17 protein-coding genes are annotated in these 17,957 nt (G+C 65.5%); 8 read left to right on the top strand and 9 right to left on the bottom strand.

The window, feature by feature from the left end; genetic code table 11:
• Positions 1-60 precede the first annotated feature (60 nt).
• Positions 61-288 (bottom strand): 50S ribosomal protein L31, encoded by a 228-nt coding sequence (gene rpmE / locus NLM32_RS39060; protein WP_027530154.1) that lies wholly within the window; start codon positions 286-288, stop codon positions 61-63.
• A gap of 201 nt (positions 289-489) precedes the next feature.
• Here rpmE and NLM32_RS39055 point away from each other — a divergent pair, with 201 nt between their 5' ends.
• Positions 490-2,316, top strand: coding sequence for an ABC transporter ATP-binding protein/permease (locus NLM32_RS39055; protein ID WP_254133990.1), 1,827 nt, complete (start codon positions 490-492; stop codon positions 2,314-2,316).
• 143 nt (positions 2,317-2,459) lie between these two features.
• Here NLM32_RS39055 and NLM32_RS39050 read toward each other — a convergent pair whose 3' ends face one another.
• The 4 genes from NLM32_RS39050 to NLM32_RS39035 all read right to left on the bottom strand — a co-directional run bounded on the left by NLM32_RS39050 (position 2,460) and on the right by NLM32_RS39035 (position 5,461).
• The gene (locus tag NLM32_RS39050; protein ID WP_254133989.1) at positions 2,460-2,741 is read right to left on the bottom strand and encodes a hypothetical protein; all 282 of its coding nucleotides are present in this window, start codon (positions 2,739-2,741) and stop codon (positions 2,460-2,462) included.
• A 67-nt stretch (positions 2,742-2,808) separates the two neighbouring features.
• Complete coding sequence (locus NLM32_RS39045) at positions 2,809-3,255, bottom strand: GNAT family N-acetyltransferase (protein WP_254133988.1); 447 nt, start codon at positions 3,253-3,255, stop codon at positions 2,809-2,811.
• Positions 3,255-4,283, bottom strand: a complete 1,029-nt coding sequence (locus tag NLM32_RS39040) for a peptidoglycan -binding protein (RefSeq protein WP_254133987.1) — start codon at positions 4,281-4,283, stop codon at positions 3,255-3,257. Before NLM32_RS39040 ends, NLM32_RS39045 begins: the two co-directional genes overlap by 1 nt.
• A 149-nt stretch (positions 4,284-4,432) precedes the next feature.
• Positions 4,433-5,461 (bottom strand): flagellar motor protein MotA, encoded by a 1,029-nt coding sequence (locus NLM32_RS39035; protein ID WP_254133986.1) that lies wholly within the window; start codon positions 5,459-5,461, stop codon positions 4,433-4,435.
• A gap of 182 nt (positions 5,462-5,643) precedes the next feature.
• Here NLM32_RS39035 and NLM32_RS39030 point away from each other — a divergent pair, with 182 nt between their 5' ends.
• From NLM32_RS39030 to NLM32_RS39000, 7 genes are all read left to right on the top strand, one after another.
• Positions 5,644-6,453 carry a DUF1295 domain-containing protein gene (locus NLM32_RS39030; RefSeq protein WP_254133985.1) on the top strand — a complete coding sequence of 270 codons (810 nt, stop codon included), beginning with the start codon at positions 5,644-5,646 and terminating at the stop codon, positions 6,451-6,453.
• Positions 6,450-7,478, top strand: coding sequence for a cyclopropane-fatty-acyl-phospholipid synthase family protein (locus NLM32_RS39025; protein ID WP_254133984.1), 1,029 nt, complete (start codon positions 6,450-6,452; stop codon positions 7,476-7,478). The genes NLM32_RS39030 and NLM32_RS39025 overlap by 4 nt, the downstream gene beginning before the upstream one ends.
• 225 nt (positions 7,479-7,703) lie before the next feature.
• Positions 7,704-7,853 carry a hypothetical protein gene (locus NLM32_RS39020; RefSeq protein WP_254133983.1) on the top strand — a complete coding sequence of 50 codons (150 nt, stop codon included), beginning with the start codon at positions 7,704-7,706 and terminating at the stop codon, positions 7,851-7,853.
• A gap of 244 nt (positions 7,854-8,097) precedes the next feature.
• Positions 8,098-9,291: an efflux RND transporter periplasmic adaptor subunit gene (locus tag NLM32_RS39015; RefSeq protein WP_254133982.1), complete on the top strand. Its 1,194-nt coding sequence runs from the start codon at positions 8,098-8,100 to the stop codon at positions 9,289-9,291.
• A 6-nt stretch (positions 9,292-9,297) separates the two neighbouring features.
• The gene (locus tag NLM32_RS39010; RefSeq protein ID WP_254133981.1) at positions 9,298-12,453 is read left to right on the top strand and encodes a multidrug efflux RND transporter permease subunit; all 3,156 of its coding nucleotides are present in this window, start codon (positions 9,298-9,300) and stop codon (positions 12,451-12,453) included.
• A 162-nt stretch (positions 12,454-12,615) separates the two neighbouring features.
• The gene (locus NLM32_RS39005) at positions 12,616-13,743 is read left to right on the top strand and encodes an AAA family ATPase (RefSeq protein WP_254133980.1); all 1,128 of its coding nucleotides are present in this window, start codon (positions 12,616-12,618) and stop codon (positions 13,741-13,743) included.
• 116 nt (positions 13,744-13,859) lie between these two features.
• Positions 13,860-14,111: a hypothetical protein gene (locus tag NLM32_RS39000; RefSeq protein ID WP_254133979.1), complete on the top strand. Its 252-nt coding sequence runs from the start codon at positions 13,860-13,862 to the stop codon at positions 14,109-14,111.
• A gap of 91 nt (positions 14,112-14,202) precedes the next feature.
• Here NLM32_RS39000 and NLM32_RS38995 read toward each other — a convergent pair whose 3' ends face one another.
• The 4 genes from NLM32_RS38995 to NLM32_RS38980 all read right to left on the bottom strand — a co-directional run bounded on the left by NLM32_RS38995 (position 14,203) and on the right by NLM32_RS38980 (position 17,917).
• Complete coding sequence (locus tag NLM32_RS38995; RefSeq protein WP_254133978.1) at positions 14,203-14,988, bottom strand: inositol monophosphatase family protein; 786 nt, start codon at positions 14,986-14,988, stop codon at positions 14,203-14,205.
• 107 nt (positions 14,989-15,095) lie between these two features.
• Positions 15,096-16,211 carry an HcpA family protein gene (locus tag NLM32_RS38990; RefSeq protein ID WP_254133977.1) on the bottom strand — a complete coding sequence of 372 codons (1,116 nt, stop codon included), beginning with the start codon at positions 16,209-16,211 and terminating at the stop codon, positions 15,096-15,098.
• 8 nt (positions 16,212-16,219) lie between these two features.
• On the bottom strand, positions 16,220-16,888 hold the full coding sequence (locus NLM32_RS38985) for a thiamine phosphate synthase (protein WP_254133976.1): 669 nt from the start codon (positions 16,886-16,888) through the stop codon (positions 16,220-16,222).
• A 3-nt stretch (positions 16,889-16,891) separates the two neighbouring features.
• Complete coding sequence (locus tag NLM32_RS38980) at positions 16,892-17,917, bottom strand: class I fructose-bisphosphate aldolase (protein ID WP_254133975.1); 1,026 nt, start codon at positions 17,915-17,917, stop codon at positions 16,892-16,894.
• Between the last annotated feature and the right edge of the window lie 40 nt (positions 17,918-17,957).

Genomic DNA, 17,957 nt, shown 5'->3' with positions numbered 1-17,957 from the left:
AAAACAAAAACGCCCCCGGTCTCCCGGGGGCGTTTTTCGTCCAAAACCTTGCGGCCAGGATCAATCCTTTTTGAGGAAGCCCGAAAACTTCTTCTGGAAGCGCGAGACGCGGCCGCCACGGTCCATGAGCTGGGCATTGCCGCCGGTCCAGGCCGGGTGCGACTTCGGGTCGATGTCGAGGTTCAGCGTGTCGCCTTCCTTGCCCCAGGTGGAGCGGGTCAGGTACTCGGTTCCGTCGGTCATGACGACCTTAATCGTATGATAATCCGGATGAATTTCGGCTTTCATGGCAATTCCTAGGGCGCCCGGCGCCTTGCTTGAGTGACTATCGAATGACGGATTTGGCCGGGTCTATACCCCACAGGAGCCCCTAAAACAAGCCATTGTGGGGACTGGAGAACCGGGCCGTCACCTAAGGGACATCCCGGATTTGCCTCGCCCCCTGCCGCGGCCTATGTGGAGCCAACGTCTCTCTTTTGGTCGGATCCCATGAGCGCAGTAGAACGGCTTGAAACCGGGCCGGCAGAAGCCCCGTCGATCGAAGCCGAACTGATCGAGCAGCCGGCGAAGGGCCGGGCCAAGTTGCGGCCGTTGATGGCGCTTGCGCCTTACGTGGCCCGCTATCGCGGCCGGGCGGTCCTGGCCTTCGTGGCGCTGACGGTTGCGGCGCTGACCACGCTGCTGGTGCCGGTCGCGGTGCGCCGGATGATCGATTTCGGCCTGACGCCGGAAGGCATCGCGCTGATCAACAGCTACTTCTCGGTGATGATCGCCGTCGTTGCCGTGCTCGCGCTGGCGAGCGCGTCGCGCTACTACCTCGTGATGACGATCGGCGAGCGCATCGTGGCCGATCTCCGGCGCGACGTGTTTGCGCATCTGCTGTCGCTCTCGCCGGCCTTCTTCGATTCCGCGCGCAGCGGCGAGCTGGTGTCGCGGCTCACCGCCGACACCACGCAAATCAAATCCGCGGTCGGCGCCTCCGTGTCGATCGCGCTGCGCAACCTGATGATGTTCTTCGGCGCAGCGGCGATGATGGTGATCACCAGCCCGCGTCTCTCCGGTTTCGTGCTGCTGGCGATCCCCTTGATCGTGCTGCCGCTGGTCGCCTTCGGGCGCTGGGTGCGGCGGCTGTCGCGCAATGCGCAGGACACGCTGGCCGATGCGTCCGCCTATGCCGGCGAGCTGGTCGGCGCGATCCGCACCGTGCAGGCCTATACCAGCGAAGGGCTCGCTGCGAAGCGTTTCGGCGGCGAGGTCGAGCAGGCCTATGAGGCCGCGCGCACATCCACGCAGGCCCGCGCGGTTCTCACCGCCATCGTCATCTTCATCGTGTTCGCAAGCGTGGTCGGCATCCTCTGGATCGGCTCGCACGATGTGCTGACCGGCGCGATCACGCCGGGCCGGCTCGGCCAGTTCGTGCTCTATGCGGCCTTCGCGGCCGCAGGGCTCGGCCAGCTCAGCGAGGTCTGGGGCGAGGTGTCGGCGGCATCAGGCGCGGCCGAACGCCTGTTCGAGATTCTTCACGTGCAGCCCGACATCAAGGCGCCGGCATCGCCGCGCGCATTGCCGGTGCCCGGGCGCGGTGAGGTCGGCTTCGATCAGGTCAGCTTCTCTTATCCGGCGCGGCCTGACGTCAATGTGCTCGACGCGGTCTCGTTTGCGGTGCGGCCCGGCGAGAAGGTCGCGATCGTCGGCCCGTCCGGCGCCGGCAAGAGCACGATCTTCCATCTGCTGCTGCGCTTCTACGATCCGCGCAATGGTGCGATCTCGCTCGACGGCGTTCCGGTGAAGTCCGCCGACCCGCGCGATTTCCGCTCCCGCATTGCGCTGGTGCCGCAGGAATCCAACGTCTTTGCTGCGAGCGCCCGCGAAAACATCCGCTTCGGCCGGCCCGATGCGACCGACGCCGAGGTCGAGCGTGCCGCCGAGCTCGCGCACGCCACCGAGTTCATCCGCCGCCTGCCCGAAGGTTTCGAGACCCCGCTCGGCGAGCGTGGCGTGACGCTCTCCGGCGGCCAGCGTCAGCGCATCGCGATCGCGCGCGCCATCCTGCGTGATGCGCCGCTGTTGCTGCTCGATGAAGCCACCTCCGCGCTCGACGCCGAAAGCGAGACGCTGGTGCAGACCGCGCTCGAAGAGCTGATGGCCCACCGCACCACGCTGGTGATCGCGCATCGCCTCGCCACCGTGCTCTCCTGCGACCGCATCCTGGTGATGGACCAGGGCAGGATCGTCGAGCAGGGCACGCATGCCGAGCTCGTCGCGGTGAACGGGCTCTATGCGAGGCTGGCGAGGTTGCAATTCGAGGGGGTGTGAGGCGCTGTCTCACGCCACTAACGGTGTCATCACCCGCGAAAGCGGGTGATCCAGTACGACGAGAAAGTCGAGCTCAACCGAGAAGCCGCGGCGTACTGGATTCCCAGCCTTCGCGGGGAATGACAGCGGAGCTTGTGGCCCGCTCACTTGCACTTCGGCGAGCCCATCGGCACGTTCGGCCACGGCCAGTTCTTCCAACTGCCGCCCTCACCGATGCAGGGCGACCCACCGCTGGCGGGAGCCGGGCTGTCTGTCGGAGCGGGCGTGCTTGTCGGGGTTGACGAATTCGTCGTCTCACCCATCGTCTCACTCGCCGCCTTGGGCGGCGGCGCGAGGCGCTGGTCGACATAGATCGTCGAGACATAGCCGGCGACGATGACGCCCAGGAACACCGAAGACCCCTTGGCCAGATCGCTGAGCCGCATCGATCCTCTCCATCTGCTTGCCTGATGTCACGCTAGCAAACCGCGCCGCGCTTTTGCGTGACAGAAGTCACGGCCACCACGACATCTTCAGCACCGGCCGTCCCGACGTCGGGTTCACATCCTCGCCTTCATGCGCAAAGCCGTTACGCTCGTAGAAACGGATGGCGCGGGCATTGTCCTTGTTGACCAGCAGCGTGACGCCCGATGGCGACAGGCGCTTGGCCTCATCCACCAGCAGCCTCGCCGCGTCCGAGCCCCAGTGACTGGGGTCGACCACGAGCTGGTCGAGATAACCGTCACCGTCGATGGTCACGAAACCCGTCAGCGCGCCATCTTGCTCCGAGACGACGATCGCGGCCTTCGGCACCAGCTCATTGCGCCAGCGCTCGCGCCACCAGTCCACGCGCGCGGCAAAATCGATCTGCGGATAGGCCTGCTGCCAGGTGCGATGCCACAGCTCGATCGTCGCCGCTTCGTCGGCGTCCACGTAGGGGCGGAGGTGGAGCGCGCTCACTACCGCTCCGTCAGCTTCAGCTCGATGCGGCGGTTGCGCTTGTAGGCGTCTTCGGTGTTGGCGGTGTCGAGCGGCTGGAATTCGCCGAAGCCGGCGGCAACCAGGCGCTGGGCGGGGACGCCGAGCGAGATCAGATATTGCACCACCGAGATCGCGCGCGCCGCCGACAGGTCCCAGTTCGACTTGAAGTTCGCGCCGCTCACCGGCCGCACGTCGGTGTGGCCGTCGACGCGCAGCACCCAGGCGATTTCGGTGGGGATCTTCTTGTCGAGCTCGATCAGCGCGGCCGCGACGGTGTCGAGCTCGGCGCGGCCCTCGGGCAGCAGCGTCGCCTGTCCGGTGTCGAAGAACACTTCCGACTGGAACACGAAGCGGTCGCCGACCACGCGGATATCGGGACGGTTGCCGAGAATGGCGCGCAGGCGACCGAAGAACTCCGAGCGATAACGCGACAATTCCTGCACGCGCTGCGCCAGCGCGACGTTGAGGCGCGAGCCGAGATCGGCGATGCGGTTCTGCGATTCCTTGTCTTTCTTTTCCGAAGCGTCGAGCGCTTCCTCCAACGCTGCCAATTGCCGGCGCAACGCGCTGATCTGCTGGTTCAGCACCTCGATCTGCGCCAGCGCCCGCGCCGAGACCGCCTTCTCGGAGTCGAGCGCCTTGCCGAGTTCGGACGTCTTTCCTTGCGCGTCGTTGCCGGCGGCAGCCAAGCCGTCATAGAGGCCCTTGATGCGATCGCGCTCGCTCTCGGCCGACGCGAGGCCGGCTTTGAGCGACGAGACCTGGTCGTCGAGCGTGAGCTTGCCGAGCTTCTCCAGCGACAGCAGCTCGTTGAGCTGGGCGATCTTGGCGTTGAGTTGTTCCAGCGCCTTGTCCTTGCCGGTCACCTCCTGGGACAGGAAGAACTGCACGACCAGGAACACCGAGAGCAGGAACACGATCGACAGCACCAGCGTCGACAGCGCGTCGACGAATCCGGGCCAGTAGTTGAAGGCGCCGTCGCTGCGGCGGCCGCGGGCTAGAGCCATTATCGTCGGTCTCCACTTTCGTGTCCCGGACGCGGTGCAGCGTGCAACGCTGCCCCGCTGAGCCGGGACCCATGTCTCACCTAACGCTGGGCCCCGGCTCAGCAGCGCATCACTTCGTGCTGCGCTGCGTCCGGGGCACGGCTGTGTCGCTAACTCTTCTCGGGCTGGCGCGCGATGCGTTCCAGGAGGCGGCGGATCTCGCGGTTCTGCTCGCCCTGGCCGTCGGCCCATTCGCGAATCATCTGCTGCTCGGTCCGCATGTGCGAGACCAGTGCCTGGATCGCCTCGGCGAGGCTCGCCATCGCCGCGGTGGTACCCCGGCTGGCGCTGCCTTCCTCGAGCACGCCGCGCAAGCGCTCGACCGCGGCCTGAAGTTCGCCGCTGGCAACCCCGCCGCCGGCGGCGGCGGGAGCCGCGACCGCGACCTCGCCGCTGCCGTACTCGCGCACGGTGGTGGCGAGCCAGTCTTCGAGGTCGGTGTAGAAGCGGTTCTGCGCCTGGCTCGATTGCAAATCGAGGAAGCCGAGGATCAGCGAGCCGGCGAGACCGAACAGCGAGCTCGAGAACGAAATGCCCATGCCGCCGAGCGGGGCGGCGAGGCCCTCCTTCAGCGTGTCGAACAGCGCGCCGGAATCACCGCCGACCTTGAGGCCGTCGATCACCTTGCCGACCGAGCCGACCGTCTCGATCAGGCCCCAGAAGGTGCCGAGCAGGCCGAGGAAGACCAGCAAGCCCGTCATGTAGCGAGAGATGTCGCGGGCCTCGTCCAGGCGGGTCGCGATCGAATCGAGCAGATGCCGCATCGTGGTCTGCGTGATCGACATCCGCCCGCTGCGCTCGCCGCCCAGGATCATCGCCATCGGGGCCAGCAGCTTGGGATGCCGGGCCGGCGCCAGGCCGGGATCGGCGATGCGGAAATTGTTGACCCAGGACACCTCGGGATAGAGCCGGATCACCTGGCGGAAAGCCAGGATGACGCCGATGAACATCACGCCGCCGATCAGGGCGTTCAGCCCGGGATTGGCGAAGAAGGCCTGGATGATCTGCTTGTAGAGCACCACGCCCACCAGCGTGCACAGCACCAGGAAAACCAGCATCCGCACCAGGAAGACGCTGGGGGAGGACAGTTTTGTGTATTCGATGTCGAGGGAGGAGCGGGGCGAGGCGCCTGACGGCATGGCCGGTATCATCCGTTACGAAGCTTGCTTGCATCCGCACTATGGCACAGCGCCGGCCCAAAAAAAGCGCCGGTTGTGCCGATTTCGGGACTGGTTCGGGAACCCAAAGCTGAAACCGCGCTTTGATACCGACGTATTTTGCAAAACTTCGGCATTCCACAGGCTTAGCTCGGATTTTTTGCATGGCGACGTATCTTGGCGGACTGGCGGCCATCGCGCTTTCGCTCGCGGTCCTGATGGCCTTCGCCTGGGTTGTACAGCAGCGCACCGGCAATTCCGGCTGGGTCGACACGATCTGGACCTTTGCCGTCGGGCTGGTCGGCGCCGGCAGCGCCCTGTGGCCGGTCGCAGGCGAGGGGCCCAATGAACGGCAATGGCTGGTTGCCGGCCTCGTCGCGGTCTGGTCGCTCCGGCTCGGCACCCACATCGCGATCCGCACCGCGGGGATCAAAGATGACCCCCGTTATGCCACCTTTGCCGCGGAGTGGGGGCTCAATGCCCCGCGGCAGATGTTCATCTTCCTGCAGAACCAGGCGCTGGGCTCGGTGCCCCTGGTGTTTTCGATTTTTGTCGCCGCGCACGTCCCTGTATCAGCCTTGCGGATCCAGGACGTCCTGGGTGCCGCGATCCTGCTGATCGGGATCGCGGGCGAGGCGCAGGCCGATGCGCAGTTGCGCCGCTTCCGCCGCGACCCCGCCAATCATGGCAAGGTCTGCGATGCCGGGCTGTGGCGCTGGTCGCGCCATCCCAATTATTTCTTCGAATGGTTCGGCTGGCTCGCCTATCCCGTGATCGGACTTGCGGCCGGCTATCCCTGGGGCTGGGCGAGCCTGCTCGCACCCATCTTCATGTACTGGATCCTGGTCCACGTCACCGGCATCCCGCCGCTGGAAGCGCAGATGCTGCGGTCGCGCGGCGAGCGCTACCGCTCCTATCAATCCCGAACCAGCATGTTCTTCCCGTTGCCACCGAGAGAGGGAATGGCCGCATGAGCGTCGTGTCCACGATCATCGGGACTGCCGAACGCGTGCCGCTGCCGGATCTCGTGGTCCGCGCCGCCATCCAGCGCCTGTGCTCGCGCACCGCGACGCGTCTCGCCGCGCATACGGCGGCCGACGATGCCGCCTTCGCCGGACGGATGATGATGCGGCCGATCGCCGAACATACCGACGCTGCCAACACCCAGCACTACGAGGTGCCGCAAAGCTTCTTCGCGCAGGTGCTGGGCCCGAACCGCAAATACTCCTCCTGCTTCTACAAGACCGAAGCGACGACGCTGCAGGAGGCCGAGGAGGAAGCGTTGCGCCAGACGGTCGAGCATGCCGGCCTCGCCGACGGGCAGACCATCCTCGAGCTCGGCTGCGGCTGGGGCTCGCTGTCGCTGTGGATCGCCCGGCAGTTTCCGCATGCCAAGGTGACCGCGGTGTCGAACTCGCGATCGCAGCGCGCCTATATCGAGGACATCGCGCAGAGCCGCGGGCTCTTGAACCTGCGCGTCGTCACATCAGACATGAACGTGTTCGCACCGGACGGCCAGTTCGACCGCATCGTCTCGGTCGAGATGTTCGAGCACATGATGAACTGGCGCAAGCTGATGACCCGCGCACGCGCATGGCTTGCGCCGGAGGGGCGCTTCTTCATGCACATCTTCACCCATCGCACGGGCTCCTATACGTTCGACCGCGCCAATCGCGAGGACTGGATCGCCCAGCACTTCTTCACCGGCGGCGTGATGCCGAGCCATCAGCTCATCCGGCAATATGCCGACATCTTCGCGATCGAGAAGGAATGGTGCTGGAGCGGTACGCATTATCAGCGCACCGCGAACGACTGGCTGGCGAATTTCGATGCACATCGCGACGCGATCGAAGCCGCCTTGCGCAACGTCTATGGTGACGAGACCTATTTGTGGATGCGGCGCTGGCGCTGGTTCTTCCTCGCCACCGCCGGCCTGTTCGGCTGCGCCGACGGAACGGAGTGGGGCGTCAGCCATTATCGGATGAAGGCGGCGGTGTAGTCCGGGCCTACCTAAGTATGGTCGCGCAATACCTGCGCGCAATGGCCCGACCAGTTCCTTGGTGTTACCGATACATCCACGGTGAACAGCAACGGAACCGGCCTCCGAGCCGGCAGTTGCGGGACAAGGCCGGCGGCGTAGCGCCCACTGGCCTTATCTCCCGATTGAGCCGCGCTTTGCCGCTCAATCGATGCTTACGGCCACAGCTGGTGCAGCGAGTACGCCATGAGAAACATCGCCGATCTCCTCATGTGGTTCTGGCAGGGCAGCCGGCCCGCATCCCATACTCAGGTTGCGGCCATGGCTGAAAACCAGGATCGATCCAGCATGGCTGATTTCGTTCGGATCCTGCAGGCTTACGATCAAGCCCGGTAACTCGCTGTCATTGCGATGTTCTGTCGCAGCGTGCCGCGATGGAACCGGACTCACAATCTGGTGAGTCGCAAAAATCGGCCTGAACTCAGCGCCATAGCGCGTGTGACATTGAGCCGCCCGCGCGATGCGTTGCGTCGCAGCAAGTCCATTCTATTTTGATCGCATCAGCCGCGCAGTCATTGCCCAGAACGGGCGTTGCGCGCGAAGCGTGATCAGTTTCAACAATTTTGGGGCACCCCACTTCATGTCAGGACTTCGAGCGCGATCGGCATGCGTTGCAATGATGCTCGCGGCCCTTGCGCCGCTGCTAGGCGCTTGCGACGAATCCTCTTCCGCCGTCGCCACTGCCCAAACCTCCGAACCCGATGTCAGCATCGTCACCGTCAAGCCGCAACCGCGCGCCGTGGTACGCGAGCTGCCGGGCCGGATCTCGCCGACGCGCGTCGCCGAGGTGCGGCCGCGCGTGTCGGGCATCGTGGTCGAGCGGCTGTTCCGCCAGGGCAGCGAGGTGAAGGCGGGCGATGCGCTCTATCGCATCGATCCGCGTCCGTTCGAGGTCGAGGTGATGGCCAACGACGCTGCGGTCGACAAGGCCGAGGCCGCGTTGATGCAGGCGCAGCAGCAGGCGCGGCGCATCGCGACGCTGACCAGCCAGCGCGCCGCGCCCGAAGCCGAGAACGAAAAGACCATTGCCGCCGAGCGCCAGGCGCAGGCTGACGTCGAGGGCCGCAAGGCCGACCTCGCGCGCGCCAAGCTCAATCTCGATTATGCCACCGTGCGCGCTCCGATCGACGGCGTGGTCGGTGCCGCCCTGGTCAGCGAGGGCGCGCTCGTCGTGCAGAACGAGACCAATCTCGCCACCGTGCAGCAGCTCGATCCGATCTATGCGGACTTCACCCAGTCGGTGACCGAGCTCAACCAGCTGCGCCGCGCTTTCGAAAGCGGCGACCTCGATCGCATCGAGTCCGATGCCGTCAAGGTGCGCCTCGTGCTCGACGACAACACCATCTATGCGCTCGACGGCAAGCTGCTGTTCTCCGAGGCCAAGGTCGACGCCCATACCGGCCAGGTGACGTTGCGCGGCGAATTCCGCAATCCCAAGCGCGAGCTGCTGCCGGGCATGTATGTCCGTGTCCGCCTCGATCAGGGCCTCGATTCCGACGCGATCGCGGTGCCGCAGCAGGCGGTCCAGCGTAATGGCGGTGGCGGCAGCGAGGTGTTCGTCGTCAAGGACGACAACCGCATCGCGGTGCAGCCGGTGCGCACCGGCTCGGTGCAGGACGGCGTCTGGTTCGTCACCGACGGCCTGAAGGCCGGCGACAAGGTCGTGGTCGAGGGCTTCCAGAAATTTGCGGCCGGCGACAAGGTCAAGCCGCAATCCTGGTCCGAAGCCGAGGCGAGCGCGGACAACCGGCACGCCCTCAAGGCCACGCGGTAACGCGCCATGGCGAGCTTCTTCATCGACAGGCCGATCTTCGCCTGGGTCGTCGCGCTGTTCATCTGTCTGATCGGCGCGATCTCGGTCCCGTTGCTGCCGATCGCGCAATATCCGATCATCGCGCCGCCCTCGATCTCGATCTCGACGAGCTACCCGGGCGCGTCGCCGGAAAACCTCTACAACAGCGTCACCCGCTTGATCGAGGAGGAGCTCAACGGCGCCTCCGGCATCCTCAATTTCGAATCGACCAGCGATTCGCTCGGCCAGGTCGAGATCATCGCCAATTTTCAGCCGGGCACCGATACCAGCGCGGCGTCCGTCGAGGTGCAGAACCGCATCAAGCGCGTCGAGGCGCGGCTGCCGCGCGCGGTGATCCAGCAGGGCATTTTGATCGAGGAAGCCTCGAGCGCGGTGCTGCAGATCATCACGCTGAACTCGACCGACGGCAGCCTCGACGAGGTTGGCCTCGGCGACTTCATGATCCGCAACGTGCTCGGCGAAATCCGCCGCATCCCCGGCGTCGGCCGCGCCACGCTCTATTCAACGGAACGTTCGCTACGCGTCTGGGTCGATCCGGCCAAGCTGGTCGGCTACGGGCTGACCGCCGACGACGTCAACAAGGCGATCGCCGCACAGAACGCGCAGGTCGCCTCGGGCAGCATCGGGGCGGAGCCGTCGACCGACAGCCAGCGCACCTCCGCGCTGGTGCTGGTCAAGGGCCAGCTGTCGTCGCCGGACGAGTTCGGCGCCATCATCCTGCGCGCCAATGCCGACGGTTCGACCGTGCGGCTGCGCGACGTCGCGCGCGTCGAGGTTGGCGGCCTCAGCTATCAGTTCAACACCCGCCTGAACGGCAAGCCGACGGCCGGTCTCTCCGTGCTGATGTCGCCGACCGGCAATGCGCTGGCGACCGCGAGCGCGGTCGAGGAGAAGATGAAGGAGCTGTCGCGCTTCTTCCCGGCCAACATCTCCTACGAGATCCCCTACAACATCACGCCGGTGGTCGAGGCCTCGATCAAGAAGGTGCTGACGACGCTGGTCGAAGCCGTGGTGCTGGTGTTCGTGGTGATGTTCCTGTTCCTGCAGAACATCCGCTACACCATCATTCCGACCATCGTGGTGCCGGTGGCGCTGCTGGGCGCCTGCACCACGCTGCTGCTCGCCGGCTACTCCATCAACATGCTCTCGATGTTCGGCATGGTGCTCGCCGTCGGCATCCTCGTCGACGACGCCATCGTCGTGGTCGAGAACGTCGAGCGCATCATGACCGAGGAGGGCCTGCCGCCGAGGGAAGCGACGCGGAAGGCGATGTCGCAGATCTCCGGCGCCATCATCGGCATCACGCTGGTGCTGATGGCCGTGTTCGTGCCGATGGCGTTCTTCCCGGGCTCGGTCGGCATCATCTACCGCCAGTTCTCGGTGACCATGGTCGCGGCGATCGGCTTCTCGGCCTTCCTCGCGTTGTCGCTGACGCCGGCGCTGTGCGCGACCCTGCTCAAGCCCGTCGCGGCCGGCCACGGTCACGCCAAGAGGGGCGTGTTCGGCTGGTTCAACCGCATGCTCGAGGGCAGCAAGGAGGGCTATTCCCGCACGGTCGGCTTCTCGCTGAAGCGCACCGGACGTTTGATGCTGGTCTATGTCGCGCTGCTCGCCGGCCTGTCCTGGGCCTTCGTCAATCTCCCGGGCGGCTTCCTGCCGGTCGACGACCAGGGCTTTGTCACCACCGACGTCCAGACGCCGTCGGATTCGTCCTACGGCCGCACCGAGGCGGTGATCGAGAAGGTCGAAAAATATCTGGCGCAGCGCCCGGGTGTCGACAACGTCACCTTCCTCACCGGCTTCAGCTTCTCCGGCCAGGGCATGAACACCGCGCAGGCCTTCATCACGCTGAAGGACTGGTCGGAGCGTGGACCGAACGAATCCGCGGCTGCTGTTGTCAACGACATCAACCGCGATCTGGGGTCGTCGATCCGCGACGCCAAGATCTCGGCGCTGCAGCCGCCGCCGATCGACAATCTCGGCAACTCCTCCGGCTTCTCGTTCCGTCTGCAGGATCGCGGCCAGAAGGGCTATCCGGCCCTGATGCGCGCCGCCGACCAGTTGATCGCGCAAGCCAATGCGAGCCCGGTGTTGCAGAAGGTCTATATCGAGGGCCTGCCCGAGGCCGGCGTGGTCAATCTCGTGATCGACCGCGAGAAGGCCGGCGCCTTCGGCGTCACCTTCGAGGACATCAACAACACGATCTCGACCAATCTCGGCTCGAACTACATCAACGACTTCCCGAATCGCGGCCGCATGCAGCGCGTCGTGGTGCAGGCCGACAGCCGCGACCGTATGAGGACCGAGGACATCCTCAACTACAACGTCAAGAACTCTCACGGTCAGCTCGTGCCGTTCTCCTCCTTCGCGACGGTCGAATGGTCGCGCGGGCCGACGCAGATCGCGGGCTTCAACTATTATCCGGCCGTGCGCATCTCGGGCGAAGCCAGGCCCGGCTTCACCTCGGGCGATGCCATCGCCGAGATGGAGCGGCTCGCCGGACAGCTGCCGCGCGGCTTCGGCTATGAATGGACCGGACAGTCGCTCCAGGAAAAGCTGTCGGGCTCGCAGGCCCCGTTCCTGCTCGCCCTCTCCGTGTTCGTGGTGTTCCTGTGTCTGGCCGCGCTCTATGAGAGCTGGACCATTCCGCTTGCGGTGCTGCTCACCGTGCCGCTCGGCATCGTCGGTGCGGTGGTGGCCGCCATGCTGCGCGGTCTGCCCAACGACGTCTATTTCACCGTCGGCCTGATCACGATCATTGGCCTTGCGGCCAAGGACGCCATCCTGATCATCGAGTTCGCCAAGGACCTGCGCAAGGAAGGCAAGCCGCTGGTGGAAGCCACCATCGAGGCCTGCCGCCTGCGCTTCCGCCCGATCCTGATGACGGGTCTCGCCTTCATCTGCGGCGTGCTGCCGATGGCGATCGCTCACGGCGCCGGCGGCGCCAGCCAGCAGGCGCTGGGCTCCGTCGTGATGGGCGGCATGATCGCGGTGGTGATCCTGGCGCTACTGATGGTGCCGGTGTTCTTCGTCTCGGTGCAGCGCGTGCTGGCGGGTGACCGGGAGCCGAAGGTCGCGAAGGACGGCGGGGCGTATGGCCCGCCGGCGCCGGTGAAGCCATAGCGCACTCGTCATTCCGGGCACGCGCCAAGAGGCGCACCCCGGAATGACAAGCGGAGCACTTGCCTTCCCAAGTTGGTCAATCCAGACTACACCTCTGGATTGAAGGCATGTGTAGTCGCACTGCGCCGCGACTGCACACGGCCTGCCGATTGAGAGCATGTGATGCGTCCGACCGACATTGCGATCTCGAACTATCGCTCCATCCGCCGGCTCTCCCTACCAATTCACCCCCTGTCCGTGTTTGTGGGCGAGAACGGCGTCGGCAAATCCAACCTCTACAAGTCCTTGTCGCTGTTGCGCGACGCGGCAACCGGGCGGATCACGCGGACGATCGCCGACGAAGGCGGATTGAATTCGGTCTGCTGGTCCGGCGTTCGCAAACGCGGCGAAGATGGGCGACTGCGGTTGTCGGCCAAATTCGACCGTCTCAAATATTCGATCGAGATCGGATTTCCCGGTCCCCTCGAGGCGGCGTTTTCCGGCGAGCCGATGATCAAGGCCGAGAGTATCGAGGCGGAGCAGGGCAAGCGAACGGTTGTGCTGATGGAGCGGAAGAATTCGCTTGTCAGCGTCCGCAGCGACAGCGGCGCGTGGAGCAGCCACAAGGATGCGGTGCTGCCGTCCGAGACGGCGCTCGCCGGTTTTGCAGATGGCAAGGAATGCCCGGAAATCGATCTGATCAGAAACGCCATGCTGGGCTGGCGCTTCTATCACGACTTTCGCACCGATCCGGCGTCGCCGATACGAAAGCCGTGTCTGGCGATCACGACGCCTTCGCTCAGTGCCGATGGGACCGATTTGGCCGCGGCGCTGGCGACGCTCTATACGATCAGGGAAGACGCCGTCGACCTGCAGGACGCAATCGAGGATGCATTTCCAGGCGCTGAGCTCCGTGCATGGGAGCAAAATGGCTTGTGTGATTTTGACCTGCAACTGACGGATATGCCGCGGCCGTTCAGCGCGCACGAACTATCCGACGGGACGCTGAAATACATTTGCCTGCTTGCGGTGTTCATGGGCTATCGGCTTCCGCCGTTCATCGCGCTGAACGAACCCGAGACCAGCCTGCATCCGTCACTGCTGGCGCCATTGGCCCGGCTGATCGTCAAGGCATCGAGCCGCGCCGACATCTGGATCGTCACCCATTCGGAGCAGTTGATGGATGCGTTGCGAAACGAGAGTTCGGTCCCGCTTCGCCGGGTGATCAAGTCGAAGGGCGCCACGACGATCGAGGGCCTGACCCTCGGCGGCGAATATCGCGACGAGGAGCCTGATGATGACGACTCTTAGCCGCCGTGCGTCGCATTCGCGCGAATCCTTACGAAAGCTTCACGTTCTCTGACGGAACCGGCCGTGCGCAAATGTGTTTGCCCGCGGGGTTAGGGTTCCACGGAGAAATCGTCCCAATGTTGAAGAAGATTCTTTCCGCTGCCGCTGTCGGCACCGGCGTGCTGATGATGTCCACCTTCACCGCATCCGCCGCGATCGTGTGTCAGGGCCACACCTGCTGGCACACGCATGAGGCCTACGAGTTTCCGCACGAAGCGGGCGTCGTCGTTCACGAAGACAATTGGCACTGGGGACCGCGCGAAAAGTTTGCTTTCCGCGAGCACGAGGGCCGGGGCTATTGGCACGGCCGCAAGTGGGTGGCGTGGTAAGCCACACGACATGAGACCGGAGGCCGCGATGTGCGGCCTCTATCCTCTCGGTCTTATGCGGGCGCGGAAACGAAGTGACGAAAGAGTCCGTCTACTTCCGCAAAATCTTCACCAGTTCGCCGTGAACGAACTCGTTGCCGCACACGACGTCGCCCGTCACCAAGGCGTCGCCCGGCGTGCTGATGTCGCTCACGGTGCCACCGGCTTCGCGCACCATCAGCATGCCGGCGGCGATGTCCCAGGATTGCAGGTTGCGCTCCCAATAGCCGTCGAGGCGGCCGGCGGCGACGAAGGCGAGGTCGAGCGAGGCGGCGCCGAAGCGGCGCAGGCCCGCGACGCGGTCCTGGATCGCGGTCATCTCGCGGCGGAATTCCTCGTGGTCGCCGCGGCCGATATGGGGCAGGCCGCAGGCCACCACGCATTCGTTGAGCTGGCGGCGGCCGGCCACGCGCAGGCGCTGGTCGTTGAGGAAGACGCCCTTGCCGCGCTCGGCGATGTAGAGCTCGTCATTGGCGGGATTGTAGATCACGCCCGCAATGATGGTGCCCTCGCGCACGAGACCGATCGAGATCGCGAATTGCGGGATGCCGTGCAGGAAGTTGGTGGTGCCGTCGAGCGGATCGACGATCCAGGTGTGGCTCTTGTCGGAGCCTTCCCGCGTGCCGCCTTCCTCGCCGATGAAGCCGTAGCCGGGCCGGGCCTTCGAGAGGTCCTGGTAGAGGATCTCCTCGGCGCGCTTGTCGGCGAGCGTGACGAAGTTGGCAGGCCCCTTCAGCGAGACCTGGAGATGCTCGATCTCGCCGAGATCGCGCTTGAGGCTGCGGCCGGCGCGGCGCGCGGCTTTGACCATGACGTTGATAGTGGCGGAATACAGCATGAGCTCTGGTCTTGATCGGGGGAGGAGGCGCGGAAGGGCGCCATTTGAGGGGATTGGGTGCCCCGCGAGGGACCAAACGTCAAGCCTTCAGGGCACCTGAAGTCAGGTCATTTGTTCCCGAGCCATTTCTTGGCGCCGGCCTCCGCCTTGGCGCGATCGTCCGCGGGCAGATCGGACAGCTGCTTGTCGAGCTCCGGATCGCCCTTGCCGCCGGTTTTGGCCACCAGATGCCATTTGAAGCCCTCGACCTTGTCCACGGATGTGCCCATGCCGTTGATCAGGACCCAGGCGAGGCGGTTCTGCGCGATCGCGCTGCCCTGGCGGGACGCCTTGCGCAGCAGGGCCACGGCCGCCGGCTGGTTCTTCGGCGTGCCGGTGCCGTTGAACATGGCGATGGCATATTCGACCTCCGCATCGACATTGTCGGCCAGCGAGGCCGCCTGCAGCAGCCGCACCGACCGTTCGGGGTCCTTCGGCACGCCGGTGCCTTCCTTGTAGAAGGTCGCGAGTGCGTATTGCGCCTCGGGCAGCCCGGCATCGGCCGCCTGGCGCAGCAGTTCGGCGGAGCGCTTGACGTCCTGCGGCAGTGTCTGGCCGTCCAGATACAGCAGAGCGAGGTTGTAGGCTGCCTTGGGCTCGCCGAGCTTGGCGGCGGAGGCCATCAGCTTGACCGCCTCGCCCTTGTCGACGGGGCCGCCACGGCCGGCCATGCGCAGCATGGCGAGCGCGAACATCGCCTCGCGATCGCCGGCATCGGCAGCGCGCTTGTACCATTCGACCGCCTTGGCGTAGTCGCGCCTGATGCCCATGGCGTTGGAGTAGAGCTCGCCCAGCATGGTCATGGCCTTGACGTCGCCGGTCTTGGCGCGCGCGCTGGCGAGGTCGAAGGCGGTCTTGTACTGGCCGCGCTGATAGGCGCCGAACACCAGGTCGACGTTGGAATTGTCCGTTGCCGGCGCCGGGATCACGGTTGCCGGCAGCGTCGGGCTCGGCGAGGCCGACGGTTTCGGCGCCGGGGCAGCCTCCTTCTTCTTGATTGTGTGCGGCGCGACCTTGGGCTTTTCCTTCGCCGGCTCCTTTGTCGATTCCTTTGTCGATTCCTTGGGCTTCTGCTTTTCGGCCGCGGGGCTCGGGATCGTGGCCGGCGGCGTGATCTGGAGCTGCGCGGCCGCAGGCGCCGCCAGCAGCAGCGTGGCCAGAAGGGTGATGCGCGGGAGCGTCATGGCGGGCGCTAGCCCTCGCCCACGGCAACGGCCGCGAAGGCCTTCTTGATCGCGGCGTCGGCCTCGATCAGCGCGGCCTTCGGCCCGCGCGAATCCGCCCAGACGAGATCGCCGACCAGCACGAAATCGGCGCCGCTGGCGGCGAAATCGTGGGCCTCCTCGAACGTAACAGCGAAGCCGACGCAGGGCGGCTCGAACAGCTCGGCCCACCAGTCGAGCCGTTCGGCAATGGCTTGCGCCGACGGTCGCTGCCCATTCGCATCGGGCTCGCCGAACAGCAGATAGTCCGCGCCAATCTCGCCCGCATCCATCGAATGGTGCCGCGTCGTCAGCCCGCCGACGCCGGCGATGCGATCGGGCTTGAGCGACGGCATCGCCTCTTTCAGTGCGGCGATGCCCGGCAGGTGTGCGCCGTCGGCGCCGCCACGCGCGACGAGCTCAGGATGGCCGTCGACGAGCAGCGCCGCGCCCGCGTTCTGCACGATCGGCACCAAGGCCTTGATCCGCGAGATCATGGTGCGCTGGTCGGTCTCCTTCAGCCGCACCAGCACGGCTGCGACATCGACGGCTGCAAGCAGCGCCGGCAATTCGGCGATGAGCGCGGCGGGATCATCGACAACGGGCGTCGCGAGATAAAGGCGCGGCGCCGGGCGCGGCGGAGGCGATTTGTTCGACAAGATCTAGGCTGCCTTCTTTTCCAGGCTGCTTTGCCATTCGCCCTTGGAGGCGAGGCCATTCATGCGGGCGCGATGACTGAATGCGTTCTGTCCGGCCGCGACGTTCTCAGGCCTACCCGACCAGGCCTTCTGCGGCGCGGCCTGCAGCGCACGGCCGTAGGAGAAGGTCAGGCCCCACGGCAGCGGTCCGAGCTTGTGCATGGCGTTGAGATGCGCGGTCGCCTCTTCGTCTGACTGGCCGCCGGAGAGGAAGGCGATGCCGGGCACCGCCGCCGGCACGCACGCCTTCAGCAGCCGGATCGTCTTCTCGGCGACCTCCTCCACGGAGGCCTGCTTCGCGCTTTTCTTGCCTGAGATCGCCATGTTCGGCTTCAGCACCATGCCTTCGAGCACCACGCGCTGCACACGCAATTCCTGGAACGTCTTGTTGAGCACGCGGGTCGTGACCTCATAGCAGCGATCGATGTCGTGATCGCCGTCCATCAGCACCTCCGGCTCGACGATCGGCACGATTTGCGCGGCCTGGCACAGCGCGGCATAGCGCGCCAGCGCATGGGCATTGACGCTGATCGCGGTCATCGAGGGAATGCCGCTACCGATGTCGATCACCGCGCGCCATTTGGCGAAGCGCGCGCCGCGCTCGTAATACTTCTTCAGCCGCTCGGCGAGCTTGTCGAGCCCGACGGTGACAAGCTCGCCCGGGCACATCGGCAAGGCTTGCGTGCCTTCGTCGACCTTGATGCCGGGAATGGCGCCGCTACTCTCGATCAGCTTGACCAGCGGCGTGCCGTCCTTGGCGTCCTGCCAGATCGTCTCGTCATAGAGGATCACGCCCGAGATGTACTGGCTCATGGCCTCCTTCGACCGAAACAGCATCTCGCGATAGTCGCGGCGGTTGCCTTCCGTCGATTCCACGCCGATCGCGTCGAACCGCTTCTTGATGGTGCCGGAGGATTCGTCGGCGGCAAGGATGCCCTTGCCCGGCGCGACCATGGCGGTCGCAATTTTGTTGAGCTCAGTCAGATTCATCGAGAGGTCCTCCCAAAACGATTCTGCCCTTGCCTGTGAA

It is taken from the genome of Bradyrhizobium sp. CCGUVB14 (genome assembly GCF_024199935.1).
Classification (GTDB): Bacteria; Pseudomonadota; Alphaproteobacteria; order Rhizobiales; family Xanthobacteraceae; genus Bradyrhizobium.
Note: the sequence above shows the minus strand (reverse complement) of the source record. Positions and strands in the feature narration are given on the sequence as shown.